The sequence below is a fragment of the Streptomyces sp. NPDC048637 genome (genome assembly GCF_040650675.1).
In the GTDB taxonomy this organism is placed as follows: Bacteria; Actinomycetota; Actinomycetes; order Streptomycetales; family Streptomycetaceae; genus Streptomyces.
The window spans coordinates 39,123-57,747 of sequence record NZ_JBEZHQ010000038.1; the positions used below are offsets into that span (position 1 = coordinate 39,123).

An 18,625-nucleotide genomic window follows, 5' to 3' on the forward strand; every position below is an offset into this window, starting at 1 on the left:
CAGCACCGGTCAGGCATCGCTCGGGCCGGGCTGCCATCCGCGTTCCTGCCCCCACGCATCGGCTCGGCGCATCAGCTCCCACACCACCGAGGACTTCTCCGCGGTGTAGGCGCGCCGGTCCATGCCGTACTGCTCGGTCAGCAGGGCCTTCCGCGCTCCGTACAGCTCCACTTCCGCGGGACTGTCCCGGAGATAGTCGCGCAGCAGCAGGCAGAACTGCTCCGCGAAGCTGCCCGCCCGCCGGACGTGCACATGGGTGCGGGGGCCGGACGTCTCTCGGAAGTACCGCTTGGTGAGGTCGGGGTTGCCCGCGCGGAACCCGAACCCCGCCGCCTCCAGCGGTGCGCGGAAGGCGGCGGGTTCGAACGCGCCGACGGACACCTGGATGTCGATCACGGGCTTCGCCCTCAGCCCCGGCACCGCGGTCGAGCCGATGTGGTCGATACGCAGTGCGACGTCCCCGAGCCCGGCCCGCAAGCGGCCGCCCAACTCCGCGAAGAGCTCTGGCCAGGCATCGCGGTATTCCACGATCTCGATCACGCACCGCACCCTATCCGTGCCACCGGGCCCTGTCCCTGCCACCAGGTTCTATCCGTGCCACCGGGCTCTGTCCGCGCCGCCGGGCTCTGTCCGTGCCACCCGAGGCCCTGGCCCTGCCACCAGGCTCTGTCCGCGCCGCCGGGCCCTGTCCCTGCCACCGGTCCTGTCCGTACTACCGCACCGTTCGGGGCCCCTCCGGCGTTCCACCGAGCGGAACGAAACGGCGAACCGCGCAGATCACCGTTCCACGTGGGGGAACACCGCCTTCTCCAGCCCCGTCGGGTCGGCCACCATCACACCGTCAGGACCCGCGGAGCCTTCGTGCCTCCACGCCCCCGACGAAGGAGGCCCATGGCCGTCACCGCCGCATCCGCACAGACCGGCTCCCGTCCCGCGCGCCCGCTTCCGGCCGCCGAGTCGTTCCGGCTCGCTCTTCCACCGGCGGAACTGACCGTGCACAGTGCGCTGCCCGGGCTCCGAGCGGCCGTCCGTGCCCTGGTGCACCCCCTGTTCGAGGTGAGCGACACCGTGTCCCCGACGGCACCGCGCCTGACGGTGACGACGCGGACCCCCCTGCCCGGCCCACAGGAACTGGGCACCGCCCCGCAGTTGCTGGTGCACCCGGACGGGCCGCGCTTCGTCGTTCTGGAGCGCTCCGCCGACCGCACCGTGCTCCTGCGCGACGGCGAGGCCGACAGCGCACCCCTCGTCGTCACCGCCACACCGCGCACAGGAGCGGTGTCCGCCGAGGCGCCGGACGCGGGGCCCGCCTCCGTACGGGCCGTCGTCCGGTTTCTGGGCACGCTCCTCGGCGCGCAGCTCACCGGTCGTGGGGCGGTGTTCCTGCACGGATCGGCCGTGGCCGTGAAGGGTTCCTCGGTGGTGATGCTGGGGCCCAGGCACCGGGGCAAGTCGTCGCTGGCCTTCCTCGCCGTCACGCTGTGCGGCGCGGACTTCGTGTCCGACGACACCCTCGTCGCCTGGGCGCAGCGGACCGGTGTCCCGCCGGTCCTGCGGGGCTGGCCGAAACGCATCGGCATCGCCACGGCCCTGCTCGCCGGCCATCCGGCCCGCGGTGCCTTCGCGCGCGCGTCGCTGCGGCGCCACGGTTCCGGCACTCCACGGGTGTCCGCCGACGCCGCGTGGAGCACCGCGCCCGAGGGCAGGAAGCGGGTCTTCGCGGATCTGGACGAGTTCACTTCGCTGACCGGAGCCGCCGTGGCCACGGACGCCCGCCCGGCGGGCATCGTGTTGCCGCGGGCGGACGGAAATGTCAGGGGCTGGACGATCGAGCCCGTCACCGACCGGGCGGAGGCGCTCGACGGCGCCCTGCTGTCCGGGCCGGACCTGCGGCATTACACCGACTACCTCGGTCTGCTGCCACGTCCGCACCCCGAGCCCGCGGTCCGCGCGGACGTCCTCGCCGCGCTCGGTGCCCTGCCGTGCATCAGGGTCCGCTACGGTCCGGACGTCAACGCCGACTTCCCGCGGTTCTGGGGCGAGGTCACCGCGGCGCTCGCCCTGCCAGGCCGGGCGCGGTGAGCGCCGTGTCCGCCGCACCCGGAATCAATTACCGCATGCCGCGAGCTTCCGGTCTGCGGCCCGGCATTCTGCACCGGTCCGGTGACCTCACCGCGTTCACGGCGGACGAGGCCGGTGTGCTCGTGGCACAGCACGGCCTGGCCTCGGTACTGGACCTCCGCTCGGATTCCGAGGTGGAACGCTACGGGCCTCCGCGCGGACTGCTCGCCCACGGCGTGCGCTGGCTGCGCGTACCGCTCACCGGCTATCCGCGGGACACCATCGCCGCGCGGCAGCCCGGCGTCGCCGACCGTACGCGTTACCTGCACGGCATCCTGACCGGAGCGGCCCCCGGGAGCTGGCGCTTCCTGTTCCGGGAGCTCTCCGGGGCAGCGGACCGTCCATTCCTGCTGAGCTGCCATTTCGGCAAGGACCGCACCGGTGTGGTCGTGGCCGCCGTGCTGGCGCTGGTCGGCGCCTCCCGGCACGAGATCACCGCCGACTACGCCGCCGGCATGGCCGACCTGCTCGCCAAGGCCGACCGTTTCACGGACAAGTGGCTCCGGCGCGGCCACACCCGTGAGGAGTACCTCTCCCGGCTGCGTACCTCCCCGTTGACGATGGAGCGTTGGCTGACCGAGGTGACGGTTCGTCATGGCAGCATCGAGGAAGCGCTGTTGGCGCTGGGCGTGGCGGCGGACGACGTGGCACAGGTCCGCGAGCTGCTGGCCGTGCCCGCGCCCGTGCGTCCCCGGCACCCGGCCGGCGCCGGCGACCTGCCGGAGGGCCGTCGATGAGCGCCCGCGCACCCGGGGACGGCGTCCGGGTGCGGACGCCGGTGTCGGATCACGAGTGGCACGACATCCTCACCGAGGCCGGCCAGGACGCGCTGCCGAGCCAGACGCCGGGATGGCGGTCGGCCGTGTGCGCGCACGGCTGGCGGGACGCGACGCGCCTCTACACCTGGCCCGGCGGCACCAGGCTGTTGGTGCCACTGGTGCGGTCCGCGGCCGGGACGGGTGCGGAGTATGCGTCGTGGCCGGTGGGGTGGGGTGTGGGCGGTGTGCTCGGGGCTCCCGCCGCGGTCACTCCCGACCGCGCGCGGGCCGTGCTGCGTGACCTGGCCTCCCTGCCTGCGGACCGGGTCTACCTGCGTCCGTCTCCCGCGTCGACAGCGCTGTGGGAGGCGCTGGTTCCACCGGGCACCCGGCGCAATCCGCGGATGATGCAGATCCTGAACCTCGAAGACGGCTTCGACCACGTCTGGCGCCACCGCTTCCGGGGCCAGCTGCGCTCCGCTGTGCGGCGAGCCGAACGGGCCGGGCTCACGGTCGAACACGACGGCTCGGGGCGGCTCCTCCCGGAGTTCGACCGGCTCTTCGAGCTGTCGCTCGACCGCTGGGACCACCAGTCGGACGAGCCGGCGGGGGAACTGCGCCGGCGGGTGCGAGCGAAGAACCCGCTGACGAAGTTCACCGCCGTCGCCGACCACTTGGGCGGGCACTGCCGTGTGTGGCTGGCGCGCCACGGCGGTCAGGCGGCCGCGGCGGTGGTGGCGCTCTACCAGGGGCCATACGTCGTCTACTGGCAGGGGGCCATGGACAAGGCCCGGTCCGCGCCCACTTACGCCGCGCCCTACCTGCTGCATCTGGTCATCAAGGACGCCTGCGCGCGCGGCGCACGGGCGCTCCACATGGGAGACACCTACCCCGGCACGTCGGTGACCCGTTTCAAGACGGCCTTCGGCCCGGATGAGTACCACACGGCCGGCTACTGGATCCCGGGGACGGGCGCCGGCCGGCGCGCGCCGGTACAGGACGAGAGGGAAGACATGAGGACGTCATGAAGGACCGTCACTGGAGGACCCGTTACCGTGTCGGCGCGTACGAGGTATGGGGGACCTCGCTGGACAGTGAGGAGCGCCGCCGGCACGCACCGTACGCCGAACCGGCCGACATCGGCCTCTATCTCGACGAACGCTGGCGCGGCGAGACGGACGCCCGCACTCCGTACTTCGTGTACTGGCCCACGCTGGAAGCCCCGGTGGAGAGGTCGCTGCTGGTGAGACGGATCAAGGAGGCCGCGACGGCGCTGGCGAACGGCGCCACGGTGGAGGTGGCCTGCTTCGGCGGACACGGACGCACCGGGACCGTGCTGTCCTGCCTGGACGTGATCCTGGGAGAGACGACGGCACAGGCCGCGCTGGAGCGGATCCGGCGTGACTACTGCCATTACGCGGTGGGGGCGGCCGAGCTTCAGCATTTCCTCTTCGACGTGGAGACGGAACTGGCGCCCCGGGCCCCCGCGCCGTTGCGTGCCGGGGAGGTCCGTTGAGCACACCGCTGGTCTCCTTCGACCGGACGACGGCCGAGGACGCCCCGTTCCGCTGGTACCACGTGCAGGACATGTTCGCTCCCGCCGACGCGAAGGCGCTGCGCGAGACGTTTCCCCGGGACGGGTTCCGGATGGTCACCCGCACGGGCCTGGACAAGTCGTACGCGATGTACCACCGCCAACTGCACCCTGTGGAGGACGGAGAGGCCGGCGTCGCCGGGCTCGCCGGACCCTGGCGGCGCCTGGTCTCCGAGGTCACGGGGCCGGCCTACCGTGCGGCCGTCGCCGAGCTGACGGGCCTGCCGGTCGGCGACGCGCCCGTCGAGGTGAACGCCTGGCGGTACGCCGCGAGTTGCTGGCTGGACCCGCATGTCGACAAGCCGGAGAAACTGGTCACCCACGTCCTGTACTTCAACGAGGCGTGGCCCGCGGGGCGGGGCGGTGATCTGCTGCTGCTGGCTTCCTCGTCCGGTGACGATGTGGCGCGGCGGGTCCCTCCCCACGCCAACACCGGAGTCCTCCTCGTACGGGGCGAGGACAGCTGGCACGCCGTGGAGCGGGTGCGCGACCGGGCGGGTGGGCTGGAGCGGCTTTCGGCCCAGGTCGTCTTCCACCGTGGGTGAACGGCCGGGCGGGCTCCGGCACGGGCCGGGTGGGGGCGGCCGATGCGGCCCCCTACCGGCACGGCCGTACGAGGGGACCGAACACGCCCCGCTCGTGGTCCCGTTCGCCGCGGGTCTCCGGGCAGTGGGCGACATTGCGCCGCTCGTCCGCGCCGAACCTGCGTCGGATGTCCTTCTTCACGAGGCGCGTCCGGCGCAGCGCGTCGTCCCCGACGACGGCCAGCAGCAGCATGGGCCCCTCACAGAGGTAGGCGAGCGTGAGGGTGCCGTCCGGCTCGTTCAGCTTCTCCGGGTACCAGCGCTCGGCCTGGGCCCTGGTCAGCTGGAGATGGCCGACGGGTTCGACGGTCAGTCCGGCCTGCCGCAACGCCCGGACCACCTCCGGGGCCAGCCCGCGGCTGACACCGTCCGGCTTGACCACCACATGGGTGTCCCGGGTGGTGTCGCAGGGTGCCGGCCGCCCACGGCCGGGCCGTTGCCGGATGACGGACAGGAGCCGACGGCGCACGGATCGGCGGTTCACCGCGCGGGAACCGGACCGGAGGCGCTCCGCAGGGCGCGCGCGAGCCGCACTCCGGCGGCCCGGAGGTGCGCGGCCGTCCGGACCGGGTGTGTCCGCTCCGGGGCGCCCGCGACGGCGAGCGCGGCGATCAGGGCATCGGAAGCGTCCAGCACGGGCGCGGCGACCGCCACCGTCTCCGGTCCGCAGCGCGCGATCGCGAAGCCCTGTTCCGCGACGCGGGCCAGCTCCTCTGCCGACGGCTCACGGGCAGCCCGGCGAGGTCCGCGCCACTCGACACGGCCGGTGCCGGAGGAGGCGAGCCGGGCACAGTGGACCCGGAGAAGCTTCGCCACCGCGCACGCCGCCGCCTCGCTCTCCGCCGGGGAGCCGGCGCCGGGGTCGGTCCCCCGGCCGCCCAGCACCGCTCCCGCCATGACCGGTTCCAGACCGTTCGGGAGGAACAGGAACGCGCTCTGCCGGGTGAGGTCATGCATCCGCTTCAGATGCGGATGCGCCAGTTGGCTCAGCATGCGTTGACGGGGCACGCGCGTGCCCAGCGTGAACAGGCTGAGCCCGAGGCGCAGGCCCCGGTCCCCGCGCTCCAGCATGCCCGCGTCGACGAGTTCGGCTATCAAGCGGTGGGCGGTCGGCTTGGGCAGGTCGGCACGGCGCGCGAGTTCGGACAGGGCCAGCTCAAAGTCCCCTGGGCGGAAGCAGTTCAGGATCGAGAGCCCCCGGGAGAGCATGGACCGTGTGGTGCGCGTCTGGCCGGTCACGTGAGTGTCCTCCTGGTCGCTGAGAGGGCGGTGGCGGGACATGCGGTCCTCGGCCAGGGGCTTCGGACGACCTGAGCCGCGTAGCTCGGGCCCGCGTCGGTGTCCGGCGTCGACGACGAAGGCGCGGCGGTTCGGCTCGGCCCGGCTCGGCCCGGCCCGCAGAAGACCATCCGTGGCGCCGAGGGCATAACAACGCCGGCGCATACGGCGTTCACGTCGGATGCCGCCGTGGCCGGGTGTCCCGGCCTGGCCGCGTCAAGGGGGCCCGAACGGCCGGCCGGCGCAGGCGCGAGTGGTCGAGTTCCCGACCGAAGGCGTCGAGCACGGCGCGGAGGGCTACCGTGACATCGCTCGTCGCGGCCCCGAGACCTGAGTTCACCTCGATGCTGCTCTCCACTCGGAGCACCCCTCCGAGCGGAGGAATCCCCAGGTCGAGGCGGTCAGCAGCGCGCCGCGGAGCGCCTGGGCATGGCAGTCCGGAGTGACCGTCAACTTGGCTGCATCGCAGTCCGGAGTGTCCGTCAACTCGGCTGCGTTGCCCTCCGGTTCCACGGTTCCGTGGCGAAGACAGCTCTGCCGCCTCTGCCGCCTCTGCTGCCTCTGCCGCCCGGAAGGACCGAAGACCATGACCCGGCCTACCCGCGCTTCTGCGAATGCGCGCCGCTGAGAGCACTGCCTCTCATTGTTGACCATGACCAGATATGAGGCGTTCTCGGACTCGAAAGGATTGCTCACTTCTGATCCCCCGTCATGCATGTGACCCTGGTTAACTGGGGCCTCCCGCCACGCAGACCAAAAGACCTGAAACCGGCCGCAGCGCGAGAAAATCACGGAGTCGTCTTTCCGCGCTCGATTTCTACCAGGTCGTCGCAACCCCACGTGTCGGAAGTCGAAGTATCCGGCCACTAGCCCGCTCCGCACCCCTGCCACCTCCCGTCACTTCACTTCAAGAGATATGTCCGCTTCAGCTACTTTCGTCGACTCATCAATCACCGCAGAGCGGACCACTCGATGCCACATCAGCACGCAGCACGTACGTGGCAATCCGTACTTTTGGCCGTAAACCGCAGGTCAGCTACCGCTGCGACGAAAAAGCCCGTCAGTTCGATTTCATCAGAGCAGCCGCGAACTGAGTAACGGGGTAACGGGTGCGTCGCGCACAGCACAAACCGCTCGACGCAGCACGTCGTGCCGACTCTGCGCGCCCGGCCGAAAAAGCCCCCCGCATTCAGCGGGCGCGAAACCGGCATGCGCGAAACCCGGCCTGCACATCAGGAGTTCTCCCTGCCCATTTCACTGCCGTGTGCGCGTGTTTTCGGCGTCCCACAGCGACGGTTCCCGCCACCACGCATGAGCACTTGCACAGGCAAAGGAACGACGTTGCCTTCGCGGTCCGACCGCAGAACCGGCCGCGTCGCGGTAGCCGTTGGTGATCCGTGTGATCCGTGTGATCCGTGTGATCCGTGTGATCCGTACCGTCGTCCAGCGGTGCTGCGGCGTGTAGGTGTACTCGCTGGCGGAACGGGTCAGCCAGGTCTCGATCGCTGTTGTTCCCTCGTGGGTCTTGCCTTCGTCGATCACAGTGGCGTCTGGATGGAAGGCGCTGATTGCCGTGGCGGTGTCATGGGTGCGGTGGGCGTTCAGGTAGCGGGTGATCACATCGGGCAGGGCGTCCGGGGCGACGTCTTGGGGTGATTGTCGCGCATGGCGGTTCCTGACGGTGGAGGAGTCATACGGTCGGGGTGGTGCCGCCGTCGATGACGTGCTCGGCGCCGACGATGGCCGATGCACGGTCAGAGACGAGGAAGGCGACCAGTTCAGCCACTTCCTCCGGGCGGTTGGGACGGCCCAGGGGGATGCCGCCCAGTGATGCCATCAGCTGCTGGAGTGCCGCTTCGTGGGTGGTGCCGGCGCTCTCGGCGATCCGTGCGACAAGGTTGTCGGCGGCGGTGGTCTGGACGAAGCCGGGGGAAACGGTGTTGACGCGGATGCCGTGTGGAGCGACCTCGTTCGCCAGGCCCTTGCTGTAGGTGGTCAGCGCGGCCTTGGCTGCGGCGTACGCGAGGGTGCCGTTCCACAGCGGCATGCGGCGCTGGATCGACGAGACATGGATGATGACGCCCTTGCCGGCTTTGATCATTCCGGGCAGCAGGCCGCGGTCCAGGCGGACGGCGGCGAGGCGCCCACGCGGGCGCCACCGTACTCGTGACCGCACGCAGCCGACCCGACGGCATCGCCCCCTCGGACATCATCACCGCCGATCTCGCCACCCCCGTCTTCGGTGAGGACCGCGAATCCGCCCGAGGGTGCTTCGGAGCCACCCAGGTTGTTGATCAGGATGTCGATCCCGCCCAGGCGGCGGGTGGCTTCGTCGACCACGGCGGCGGGCGCGTTCGCCGCCGGCCCCGCCGCCAGCCACGCCATGCGGGCGCGCTACACCCGCACCAGTGCGACCACGGCGACCACGAAGGATGGTCCGGGCAGCACCTGACGCCGATCTCGCCCACCTGTTGCACCGCACCCTTGGAGCGGGTGGATCCGGATACGCAGCCGCGGCTCGCTGACGAGAAGTTCTGGGCGGTGACCGAGCCACCGCTGTCAGACACCGCAGCCCTCGGCACCCCCGCAGGAATGCCCTGGACGACCACAGGGTTCTGTGGGGATCCGGTTCGTCCACCACACCGGGATGCACTGGGAGTGGCCGCCCGCCTCGGCGAACCGGTAGAAGGTGGCTCGCGTCCTGGCCTGCCTCGAACTGGACTGGGGGAACTGGAGGTTTGGGCGCACTCCCGTTACGTCGAGGCGTCAAACCAACGACGCGCAGGCGGTGGCGCCTGCCGTGGGCTCAACTCGGAGGATTTGGCCGGGGGCTTTGGTCCAACGTCCTCAATCCGAAAACCGCGTCGGTCTACCTCACCCTGGTGCCGCAGTTCCTGACCTCCAGCCGCCCCATCGCGCCACAGATTGCCACGCTTACGGTCGCGCATATAGCCGTCGTGCTGGTGTGGCTGCTGTTCTGGACATCCGTGATCGCCGCCGCACGCACGGCAATCGACAATTGCGGTGCAATGCAATCCACCGACGGCAATCCGTAGACTCAATGAGCTGTCAACGAACGAGGGTTCATGGTGCGCGAGCGCAAGGTGATGAACCGCCTGCGCCGATGACGCTTCCCTCATCGAGGGCAGCAAATGGGAAGCTGCATCGGATTCGCACCCCGATACGGATAGTGCGAAGGGGGAATTGGCGCGATCGGCAGCGCTGGTCTCGCAGCACCGTCGAGGCCAGCCCTCACGAGTGGGGACCAGCCTCGAAGTTGACCCGTGGGGTCGCTAGAAACGGCCTCCGCGACCGAATCCACGGCCTCGGCCAAATCCGCGTCCACGGCCACGACCGCGTCCACGACCGCGCCCATAGCGGCGTCCACGACCGTATCCACGTCGGCCGTAGCCGTCCCAATCGTCGCCGTGCCTGCGGGGGAATACACTTCGGAAGCCCATCGTGCCTCCTTGGATCTCTGATGATCATCCAGCTGTCCAGCTGGACCACTCCCCACGCTACGCCGCCACGCGAGTCGAAATCAAACCGAAAAAGGCTGAAAGTTAAGGGAAAATTGCTGTTTTTCGTGTACTCAGCGTGCCCACTGGTCGCTCTCTGGATTCCCACTTCCCCGCCTTGACTAATTACCTTCAGGCATCGCGCTCTCGTCACACCATCTGCACTCCGGTATCCCGTCCCCGGGGTACAGATATTGAGACCAACGCCGTATTCCCATCACATCAGTGAGTAAGGGTCAGGCGAGGTCGTCGGCACACTCGGTGTCGACGATCCGTGTCATTTGCTTCGCCACCACTGTCAACACCGCCGACGGAGGCCACAGGTTGATGCTTCAGGCCCATGGCTCTCCCCCGTAGGGGCGCCCATGGCTCTCCCCCGTAGGGGCCCGTTACGTCTCGTTCACTGTGTCCGCGACCTCTGCTCCGGGTCCCTTCGAGCCGCGTCATCCCCCTCCAGCCGTGACAGCCTGCGCACGGCCCTGACACGCTGGTGCCGCGGCGGGCGGGTTGCCATGGCGGCCGAACGGGTCGGGGCGATCGCGGGTGCGTGGCCTCCTCGGGGCGCCACGAGACCGCGCGCAGACCCCGCCCAGAGCCTGTCTCCGGCCCACCCACCGCGGCTCGGCGCTCCGGGGCTGGGCATACTGGGCGGCCACCCCACCAGGCAGGAGACGAGATGTCGATGATCCACAGCCTTCGCAAGGCGGTGAGCCTCCCGAGCACGCACCCGCGCGGAGTGGATCTGAGCCATCCGGCGCGGTCCCCGCTGGGCAACTGCGTCGTGAACTGCGCGGTCTATGTGGACGGTGTGCGCCAGATCAGCCACTGCCCGGCGCGTGAGGCAATCGAGCAGGTCCGCGAGACCGGCAGCGGCTTCGTGTGGATCGGTCTGCACGAGCCGACGGAGGAGGAGTTCTCCGGCATCGCCGAGATCTTCGGCCTGCATCCGCTGGCTGTGGAGGATGCCGTCCAAGGCCACCAGCGGCCGAAGCTGGAGAAGTACAACGACACGCTCTTCACCGTCCTCAAGACCGTCACCTTTGTCGAGCACGGCCGTCTCACCGCGACCAGCGAGGTGGTGGACACCGGGGAGATCATGGTCTTCACGGGGCCCGACTTCGTGATCACGGTCCGGCACGGCGGCCACGGCTCGCTGGGGCCGCTTCGGGAGAGCCTGGAAGCGCTGCCCCGCCATCTGGCCAAGGGCCCCTCCGCCGTCCTGCACGCGATAGCCGACCATGTCGTCGATGACTACCTGGCCGTCATATCCGCCGTGCAGGACGACATCGATGCGGTCGAGAGCGAGGTCTTCTCGGACCACCGGGGACGTGGCGTGGATGCCGGCCGGATCTACCAGCTCAAGCGTGAGCTGCTGGAGCTGAAGCACGCCGTGGTACCGCTGGACCGGCCCATTCAGCTGCTCGCCGAGCAGCCCACGCAGCTGATCGACGCCGACATCCGGAAGTACTTCCGTGACGTCGCCGATCACCTGGCCCGGGTCAACGAGCACGTCACCTCCTGCGATGAGCTGCTCAACTCGATCCTCCAGGCCAACATGGCCCAGATATCCATCGCTCAGAACGACGGCATGCGCAAGATCAGCGCGTGGGTCGCCATCATCGCCGTCCCCACCATGGTCTGCGGCGTGTACGGGATGAACTTCGACCACATGCCCGAGCTGCGCTGGACCTTCGGCTATCCGCTGGTCCTCGCCGGCATGGCCCTCGCCTGCTGCCTCATGTACCGCGGATTCCGCCGCAACGGCTGGCTCTGAGGCCCCTTCGGCCGGACCGTGCGACCAAGCTCATCGAGACCGTCGAGACCGTCGCGACCGTCGAGATCGGCAAGCAACTCGGGCGCAGGCCCGCCGCCTCGCCCCCCACCAAGGTCAAGCAGCTGATCGCCCACCACATCCAGTGCCGCATCCCGGGGTTCCGGAGTCAGGAAAGCGTCAACATCGTCGAGCTCAACCACGATCTTGGCGGGCCGATGTGACCATGGAACACCACCTATGCCGCTCGGCCACCCGAGGTCCCCCTCGCAGCACCAGGCGACGTGGGGCTGTGCAGGACCGGTAAGGGAGGGGCTTTCGGTGGCGCCGAGGGTTGTCGCAGCCGATACGCCAGGCGTACGGCCAGGAAAGCTCAAGGTGTTCCTTGGGGCAGCGCCCGGGGTCGGCAAGACCTACCGGATGCTGGACGAAGGGCGTCGACGTGCCCGACGCGGCACCGATGTAGTGGTGGCATACGCCGAGTGCCACGCCCGGCCGCACACCGAGGAAAAGCTCGAAGGACTGGAGATACTGCCCCGGACGGGCCGCGCATACCGTGGAGGCACCTTCAGCGAGTTGGATCTCGACGGTGTCCTCGCCCGCCGGCCCGAGGTGGCTCTCGTCGACGAGCTGGCCCACAGCAACGTTCCCGGGGGACGCAACGCCAAGCGGTGGCAGGACGTCGAAGAGCTGCTCGCAGCCGGGATCGACGTGGTCACGACTGTCAACGTCCAGCATCTTGAGTCGCTCAATGACGTCGTGGAGAAGATCACCGGCGTCCCGCAGCGAGAGACCGTCCCTGACGAAATCGTCCGCCGCGCCCACCAGATCGAGCTCGTCGATATGCCCGCTGAGGCGCTGCGCCGGCGGATGGCGCACGGCAACATCTACCAGGCGGAGAAGGTCGATGCCGCGCTCGCGCACTATTTCCGCGTCGGCAACCTGACGGCTCTGCGGGAACTGGCGCTCCTGTGGGTCGCCGGGCGGGTGGACGAGACTCTGCAGAAGTACCGTTCCGAGCACGGCATCGGCACGGTGTGGGAAACGCGGGAACGTGTCGTGGTGGCGCTCACCGGCGGCCCGGAGGGCGAAACGCTGATCCGCCGGGCCGAACGCATCGCGGACCTCCCCCGAGCTCTCAGCTCCGTTCGAGCAGGGGGGACCCCCATCTCGCGCAGCGATCTGCTGGCCGTACATGTCGCCCGCAGCGACGGCCTCGCCGACGCCTCCCCTGCCGCGTTGGCGAAACAGCGCGAACTGGTCGAAAGCCTGGGCGGCAGCTACCACTCGGTCGTCGGCGACCATGTGCCCACCGCGCTGCTGGACTTCGCGCGAGCCGAGAACGCCACCCAGCTCGTCCTGGGCACCAGCCGCCGCAGCTGGCTCTCCCGCCTGCTGGCGCCGCGCGGTATCGGCGAGGACACGGTCGAGCTCTCCGGCGACATCGACGTCCACATGGTCACCCACGAACGGGCCGGCCGCGGACGCCGGCTGCCCGTCCCCGGGCGGCAGCTGCCGCACGCACGCCACGTCGCAGGCCCCCTGGCCGGCGTCGTGCTCCCCCTCTTGCTGACCGCCGTCCTCGCCCACACCCGCAGCACCCTCAACCTGACCAGCGAGGCCCTGCTCTTCCTGGTCACCGTGATCGGCGTGGCCTGCCTCGGTGGTGTGGTCTCCGCGCTGCTCGCCTCGCTCACCGCGTCGCTGCTGCTGAACTACTCCTTCATCCCGCCGAGCGACCAATTCACCATCACCGAGCCCAACAACGCGCTCGCGCTTGCGGTCTTCGTGGTGGTCGCCGTCACGGTCGCCGCGCTCGTCGACCGTTCGCTGCGACTGGCACGGCGCGCGGCGAGGGCCACCGCGGAGGCGGAGACCCTGTCCTCCATGGCCGGGAACATCCTCCGGGGCGACCAAGCGGTGCCGATCCTCCTGGAGCGCACCCGTGAGACCTTCGGCATGGAGTCCGCTGAACTCGTCCCGCGTTCGGATCAGGAGACCGAAGCGGTTGATGGCGGCGACGGATTGGTGAAGGTGCCGGCCGGGCCGGACCGCATGCTCGTCCTCCGAGGCCGCAGCCTTCCTGCCTCCGAGCACCGGGTGCTCACCGCCTTCGCGGCGCACCTGGCCGCTGCGCTGGACCACGCCCGCCTCACCGAGGCTGCCGCCGAGGTCGAGCCGGTGAAGGCTGCGGACCGGATGCGTACGGCGCTGCTCGCCGCGGTCAGCCACGACCTGCGGACGCCACTGGCCGGCGGGCGGGCCGCCATCAGCTCGTTACGCAGCACGGACGTGGACTTCTCCGTGGAAGAACGAGACGAGCTGCTGGCGACGGCCGACGAGTCGCTCGCCAAGCTCAACCGCCTGGTGGACAACCTCCTGGACATGAGCAGACTCCGGGCCGGTGCCCTGACGTTGCATCTTCAGCCCACGGCGTTCGCCGATGTTCTCCCCCTGGCACTCGACACCCTCTCCGCGACACCGGTGCCGATCGAGTCCCAGGGGCTGGCGGAGATCTGCGACGTGCTCGCGGACCCGCCCCTTCTGGAGCGCGTCATCGCCAACCTGGTCGTCAATGCCGTACGGCACTCACCCGGACATCAGCGGGTGCTGATCAGTGCCAGCGCCCTCGGCCCGCGCGTCGAGTTGAGGGTCGTCGACCGGGGGCCGGGCCTGCGTCCGGAAGACCGGGACCGGATCTTCGTACCCTTCCAGCGCCTGGGCGACAGCGACAACACCGCCGGTCTGGGTCTCGGGCTCGCGCTCTCCCGAGGCCTGGCCGAGGCGATGGGCGGCACCCTCACACCCGAGGACACCCCCGGAGGCGGGCTGACCATGGTCCTCTCCTTGCGGGCCGCTGCCGCGGAGGAGCCCGTGGGGCTGACGTAGCCCGGGCAGCCCTCACATCGTGGTCGCCGGGGTGGTGCTCGGTAGTACCGGGCACAAGCTCACCACCGCCACCATCCGCCTCCAGGTGCACGCCGTCTACGGCACCGTGGTCTTCCTTCTGGAGAGTGTCGTCTTCGCCCTCATCGGCCTGGAACTCCCGCCCCTCGTACGCCAGTTGACCGCGGACGAGCACGGCTGGCCGCTCGGTGTGCTCGCGGTGGCCGCCACCGTGATCGCCGTACGGCTCCTCGGGGTCCTGCCCCTCTCCGCCGTCATGCAGCGCCGCCGCGGCAACGGCACGGTCACCTGGCGCATCCCCGCGGTGGTTTCCTGGGCGGGCACCCGTGGGGTCATGCCGCTGGCCGCCGCCCTGTCCATCCCCCTGGCCGCCGACGACGGCAGCCCGCTGCCGCACCGCCCGCTGATCCTGGTCCTCACCAGCGGCGTCGTCGTCTTCACCCTCGTCCTGCAGGGCTTCACCCTGGCCCCGGTGGTCCGCTGGTCCAAGATCGCGCTGGAACCGGAGCACACCGCACGCGAAGAGGCCCGCGCTCGCGCCGGCATCGCCAGGGCCGGACTGGACTGTCTGGACGAACTCGAAGCCGTCGAGGCAGCGCCTGCCACTCTCCTCAATCAACTGCGCCGCAGCCTGCTGGCCCGGCTCGACCAGGCCGATGCCGACCAGGACGACGACACCGCCCCGTCCTCCTCGGCCTCCGTCACCGGCTACCGGGATCTGCGCCGCACCGTCATTGCCGCCGAAACCGCGAAACTCCAGAGCCTGTATGCGGACAACCACATCAGCGACATCACCCGGCGCCGGCTGCAACGCAGGCTGGACCTCGAAGAGGCCGGGCTCGGCGACGAGTGATTCCTGACGTGCTCCCCGTTTCCCGGGGACGCGGACGCCAACCTCAGAACCGGTCCGGGAACTTGACGACGATCACGAGCATCCCGACCAGCGATGCCGCCACCAGCAGCCCCACGATGCGCTCCGCGCTCACGACATCACCGCCGACATCATGTCTCCGCACATCAAGGAACCTCCTCAATTCGCCGACCACCCCGACCGACTCCACCGTGACGGCCCACACGACGACTCACGAACACGGCGATCGGTTCCCTAACGGAATCCGAACGGCGCATACACCCGACTGGCCTACGCCCACGACGCAGGTGCACCGCCCCCTGCGGCGAGGGTGCTCCCGGGAGCCCTCTCCGCCACGGCGCCGATCACGCCCGACGAGTCCGTACGCCGGGTGCTCACCATCGAAGCCGAGGAAACGGGACAGCCGGCCGCGTCGTTCCTCTCGCGCTGCCGCGGTGCGCCGGAGCCTCGGCACCCGGCGCGTGCCTCGTGCGTAACCTCTCACACCTCAGCTCGTGTCTCCTGCTCGCTCCGGCGCTCCCTCCCGGAGGAGACCGCAAGGGGAAGTGGTGCAGCCGGTAGGGAGATCACCATCGTCAGGCCGCCTCCGGGGGTCTCCTCGGGCGTGAGCGTGCCGCCCATCGCCTCCGTCAGACCGCGGGAGAGCGCGAGGCCGAGCCCGAGCCCGGTGGTGTTGTCGGTGTCCCCGAGACGCTGGAAAGGCTCGAACGCCCTCTCCCGGTCCGGGAGTTGGATGCCGGGGCCACGGTCGATGACCCGCAGCTCCACACGCCCGGCCAGCGCACTGGCGCCGATGGTGACCGGGCGCCCGGGGGGCGAATGACGTACCGCGTTGGACACCAGATTGGCGATGACGCGTTCCAGCAGCGGTGGGTCCGCGAGTACAGCGGGGGTGGTCTCCAGCCCCTGGGTCACCACGTGTACGAGCACCTGCGGGGGCGAGTCGGGCAGGGTGTCGAGCGCCGCAGGGAGCACGTCGGTGAGCCCGATCGGCTCGAGGTGCAGGGTCAGCGCGCCCGCCTGCAGCCGGCTCATGTCGAGGAGGTTGTCGACCAGGCGACTGAGTTTGGCCAGGGATTCCTCGGCAGTGGCGAGGAGTTCTTCCTGGTCCTCGGGGGAGAAGTCCACCTCCTGGCTGCGTAGCGAGCTGACCGCGGCCCAGCATCCGGCCAGGGGCGTACGCAGGTCGTGCCCGACCGCGGCGAGAAGCGCGGTGCGCATGCGGTTGGCCGCCTTGACCGGCTCGACCTCGGCCGCGGCCTCGGCGAGCCGGGCGCGCTCGACGGCGGCGGTCAGATGCGCGGCGAAGGCCGTGAGCACGCGGTGCTCGGAGGCGGGCAGCCGGCGCCCGCTCAGCACCAGGACACTGTCGTCCCCTATCGCGACCTTGGTCTCGTGCTCGGACGCCGGGCCGCTCACGACACCCAGTTCTGGCTCTCGCCTGCGGGGCCGCAGTTCGATGCTGTCCATCCCGAAGGTCTCGCGGGTGCGTTCCAGGAGTGCGGGCACGGCCCGGTCACCTCTCAGGATGCCGCCCGCCAACGAGGTCAAGGTCTCGGCTTCCGCGGTCGCCCGCGCGGCCTGCCGGCTCAGGCGCAGCGACCGGTCGACGATCGCGGCGACGGTGACGGCCACGATGGTGAAGGCTGCCTGGGCGACGACGATATTGGCCTCGGCGAAGGTGAAGTGGTCGAGGGGCGGGATGAAGTAGTAGTTCAGCAGCAGCGAGGTCGTCACCGAGGCGAGCAGCGCGGAGACCACGCCACCGATACAGGCCACGCCCAGCACCGTGAGCAGGAAGAGCAGAGCCTCGCTGGTGAGGTTGAGCGCGAGCGGGCCGGAACTCGCCCGCAGTCCCATGGTCAGCAGAACGGGCAGTACGAGACCCGCGACCGGTCCGGCCACGCGGCGTGAACGCGGCAGACCACCGCCGGGGGCGGCCCGTCTCCTCCCCTGACCGGCGCCTTCATGAGCAACCGTGTGGACATCGATATCGCCGGAGAGTCCGTCGACCGTCTCCCCCACCCCACGGGGCTCCAGCACCCGCCGGAGCCTCCCCCGACGGCTGGCCCCGATGATCAGTTGAGTGGCGTTCTGGGCACGGGCGAAGTCCAACAGGGCGGCGGGGACGTCGTCACCGACCACCGAGTGGTAGCTGCCGCCGAGGCTTTCCAGGAGCTGCCGCTGCCCGGCCAGTGCGGCGGGCGAGGAGCCGGACAGGCCGTCGCTGCGAGTGATGTGGACGGCCAGCAGGTCACCACCGGAGATGGGGGTCTCCCCTGCTCGAACGGAGCTGAGAGCTCGGGGGAGGCCCACGATCCGAGCGGCGCGGCGGATCAGGGTTGCGCCCTCCGGGCCACCGGTGAGCGCGACCACCACGCGTTCGCGGGTCTCCCACACCCGGCCGATGCTGTGCTCGTACCGGTACTTGCGCAGCGCTTCGTCCACCCGGCCCGCCACCCACAGCAGCGCCAGCTCCCGCAGCGCGGTGAGGTTGCCCACCCGGAAGTAGTGCGACAGTGCCGCGTCGACGTTTTCGGGCGGGAAGATGTTGCCGTGCGCCATACGGCGGCGCAGTCCCTCGGCGGGCAGATCGACCAGCTCGATCTGGTCGGCGCGGCGGACGGCTTCGTCGGGCACAGTCTCGTCCTGCGGCACACCGGTGATCTTCTCGACCACATCGCTGAGTGAGTCCAGGTGCTGGATGTTGAGCGTGGCCACCACGTCGATCCCGGCCCCGAGCAGCTCTTCGACGTCCTGCCACCGATGGGGGTTGCGGCCGCCCGGCGCGTTGGTGTGGGCGAGTTCGTCGATGAGCACCACCTGTGGACGCAGCTCCAGCACCAGGTCGAGGTCGAGCTCTGTGACGTCCGAGCCGCCATGCCTGCGCGTCACGCGGGGCAGCACATCAAGCCCTTCGAGCATGGCCTCGGTGGACGGACGGCCGTGGCATTCGGCAAAGGCCACCACCACGTTCCTGCCACGCGCCGCCCGGCGCCGGCCCTCGTCCAGCATCCGGTAGGTCTTGCCCACCCCTGGGGCAGCCCCGAGAAATACCTTGAGCCTGCCGGGACTCGATCCCGGTTTGTCGGTCACATCGCTGCCCTGCGGCATGTCGTACTCCTCCACGTACCCCTCTTCGGGAAAAGGGCACGCCGGGTGGCACGGCGAAGGGTGTCCTGCGGCATGCACCGGACGGCGTGCGAGGTTCTCAGGAGCATCG

The 18,625-nt window shown here is 70.1% G+C and carries 14 protein-coding genes and 2 pseudogenes; 9 read left to right on the forward strand and 7 right to left on the reverse strand.

Translation table 11 applies throughout. The annotated features are described in order from the left end of the window. Positions 1–9: 9 nt before the first annotated feature. A complete protein-coding gene (locus AB0C46_RS32810; RefSeq protein WP_362832323.1) occupies positions 10–540 on the reverse strand; it encodes a GrpB family protein in 531 nt (176 codons plus the stop codon). Between the two features lie 351 nt (positions 541–891). Here AB0C46_RS32810 and AB0C46_RS32815 point away from each other — a divergent pair, with 351 nt between their 5' ends. The 5 genes from AB0C46_RS32815 to AB0C46_RS32835 are packed head-to-tail and all read left to right on the forward strand — an operon-like array spanning position 892 to position 5,018. Next, positions 892–2,082, forward strand: a complete 1,191-nt coding sequence (locus AB0C46_RS32815; RefSeq protein WP_362832324.1) for a hypothetical protein — start codon at positions 892–894, stop codon at positions 2,080–2,082. Between the two features lie 35 nt (positions 2,083–2,117). After that, on the forward strand, positions 2,118–2,858 hold the full coding sequence (locus AB0C46_RS32820; RefSeq protein ID WP_362832325.1) for a tyrosine-protein phosphatase: 741 nt from the start codon (positions 2,118–2,120) through the stop codon (positions 2,856–2,858). After that, complete coding sequence (locus AB0C46_RS32825; RefSeq protein WP_362832326.1) at positions 2,855–3,907, forward strand: GNAT family N-acetyltransferase; 1,053 nt, start codon at positions 2,855–2,857, stop codon at positions 3,905–3,907. The genes AB0C46_RS32820 and AB0C46_RS32825 overlap by 4 nt, the downstream gene beginning before the upstream one ends. Then, the gene (locus AB0C46_RS32830; RefSeq protein WP_362832327.1) at positions 3,904–4,395 is read left to right on the forward strand and encodes a hypothetical protein; all 492 of its coding nucleotides are present in this window, start codon (positions 3,904–3,906) and stop codon (positions 4,393–4,395) included. The genes AB0C46_RS32825 and AB0C46_RS32830 overlap by 4 nt, the downstream gene beginning before the upstream one ends. Then, a complete protein-coding gene (locus AB0C46_RS32835) occupies positions 4,392–5,018 on the forward strand; it encodes a 2OG-Fe(II) oxygenase (RefSeq protein ID WP_362832329.1) in 627 nt (208 codons plus the stop codon). The genes AB0C46_RS32830 and AB0C46_RS32835 overlap by 4 nt, the downstream gene beginning before the upstream one ends. Before the next feature lie 52 nt (positions 5,019–5,070). On the opposite strand, the gene AB0C46_RS32840 is transcribed toward AB0C46_RS32835, so the two are convergent. The 4 genes and pseudogenes from AB0C46_RS32840 to AB0C46_RS32855 all read right to left on the reverse strand — a co-directional run. Beyond that, positions 5,071–5,526 (reverse strand): nucleoside-diphosphate kinase, encoded by a 456-nt coding sequence (locus AB0C46_RS32840; RefSeq protein WP_362832330.1) that lies wholly within the window; start codon positions 5,524–5,526, stop codon positions 5,071–5,073. Between the two features lie 11 nt (positions 5,527–5,537). Then, positions 5,538–6,296, reverse strand: coding sequence for a helix-turn-helix domain-containing protein (locus AB0C46_RS32845; protein WP_362832331.1), 759 nt, complete (start codon positions 6,294–6,296; stop codon positions 5,538–5,540). A gap of 1,293 nt (positions 6,297–7,589) precedes the next feature. Beyond that, positions 7,590–7,955, reverse strand: coding sequence for a nuclear transport factor 2 family protein (locus tag AB0C46_RS32850; RefSeq protein WP_362832333.1), 366 nt, complete (start codon positions 7,953–7,955; stop codon positions 7,590–7,592). A gap of 70 nt (positions 7,956–8,025) precedes the next feature. Next, positions 8,026–8,654 (reverse strand): annotated as a pseudogene (locus tag AB0C46_RS32855) (oxidoreductase); the annotation flags it as partial. Positions 8,655–9,217: 563 nt separating this feature from the next. On the opposite strand from AB0C46_RS32855, the gene AB0C46_RS32860 reads away from it, so the two are divergent. The 4 genes and pseudogenes from AB0C46_RS32860 to AB0C46_RS32875 all read left to right on the forward strand — a co-directional run. After that, the gene (locus tag AB0C46_RS32860) at positions 9,218–9,391 is read left to right on the forward strand and encodes a hypothetical protein (RefSeq protein WP_362832334.1); all 174 of its coding nucleotides are present in this window, start codon (positions 9,218–9,220) and stop codon (positions 9,389–9,391) included. Between the two features lie 1,144 nt (positions 9,392–10,535). After that, positions 10,536–11,627: a magnesium/cobalt transporter CorA gene (corA, locus tag AB0C46_RS32865; protein ID WP_362832335.1), complete on the forward strand. Its 1,092-nt coding sequence runs from the start codon at positions 10,536–10,538 to the stop codon at positions 11,625–11,627. 318 nt (positions 11,628–11,945) lie between these two features. Beyond that, complete coding sequence (locus AB0C46_RS32870) at positions 11,946–14,513, forward strand: ATP-binding protein (protein ID WP_362832336.1); 2,568 nt, start codon at positions 11,946–11,948, stop codon at positions 14,511–14,513. Positions 14,514–14,529: 16 nt separating this feature from the next. Then, a pseudogene (locus tag AB0C46_RS32875) lies at positions 14,530–15,384 on the forward strand (cation:proton antiporter); the annotation flags it as partial. A 43-nt stretch (positions 15,385–15,427) separates the two neighbouring features. On the opposite strand, the gene AB0C46_RS32880 reads toward AB0C46_RS32875, so the two are convergent. Further along, positions 15,428–15,547: a K(+)-transporting ATPase subunit F gene (locus AB0C46_RS32880; protein WP_362832337.1), complete on the reverse strand. Its 120-nt coding sequence runs from the start codon at positions 15,545–15,547 to the stop codon at positions 15,428–15,430. Between the two features lie 335 nt (positions 15,548–15,882). After that, entirely contained in the window at positions 15,883–18,516 is a 2,634-nt protein-coding gene (locus AB0C46_RS32885) for an ATP-binding protein (protein WP_362832376.1), read from the reverse strand. Positions 18,517–18,625 lie beyond the last annotated feature (109 nt).